Annotated in this window: 1 protein-coding gene; it reads right to left on the minus strand. The window is 39.2% G+C overall.

Translation table 11 applies throughout. From position 1 onward, the window contains the following. Window positions 1–553, minus strand: a 553-nt coding sequence (gene rhuM / locus BIY37_RS00025; protein ID WP_201789353.1) for a RhuM family protein, incomplete at both ends; no start/stop codon positions are given.

A 553-nucleotide genomic window follows, 5' to 3' on the forward strand; every position in this document is an offset into this window, starting at 1 on the left:
AACTGCATAGTGCATCTTGTTTTGCACGGTAGCAAAAAATTCCGTGGTCTGTTTGTCGTCCTTTCTATAATCAATGCTGGTGGCATAAATATCAGTCACTTTCTGATAAAAATTTCGCTCGCTGCTTCGAATGTCGCGAATGCGCTGTAACAGTTCTTCAAAATATCGTGCCCTTTGCCCCCCCTGCTTTAAGCGTTCGTCGTCCAGGGCAAAACCTTTAATAATATACTCTTTCAGCCGTTGTGTAGCCCAAATACGAAATTGTGTCCCGCGCACCGACTTAACTCTGTATCCAACCGAAATAATTACGTCTAAATTATAATAATTTGTCGGTTTGGTAGAAAATTCGGAAATTCCGAATTTTCTCATGGTTGGGACTTCGTCAAGTTCTTTTTCTTCATAAATATTTTTTATATGTTCGTTAATTGTTGACTTTGACTTTTCAAATAGCTCCGCCATTTGATCCTGAGTGAGCCAGACGGTTTCATCTTCTATTTTTACCTGAAGCTTCGTTTGCCCATCGTCAGTTTGGTAAAGAATTATTTGAGATTTG

The organism is Candidatus Brocadia sapporoensis (genome assembly GCF_001753675.2).
Taxonomy (GTDB): domain Bacteria; phylum Planctomycetota; class Brocadiia; order Brocadiales; family Brocadiaceae; genus Brocadia; species Brocadia sapporoensis.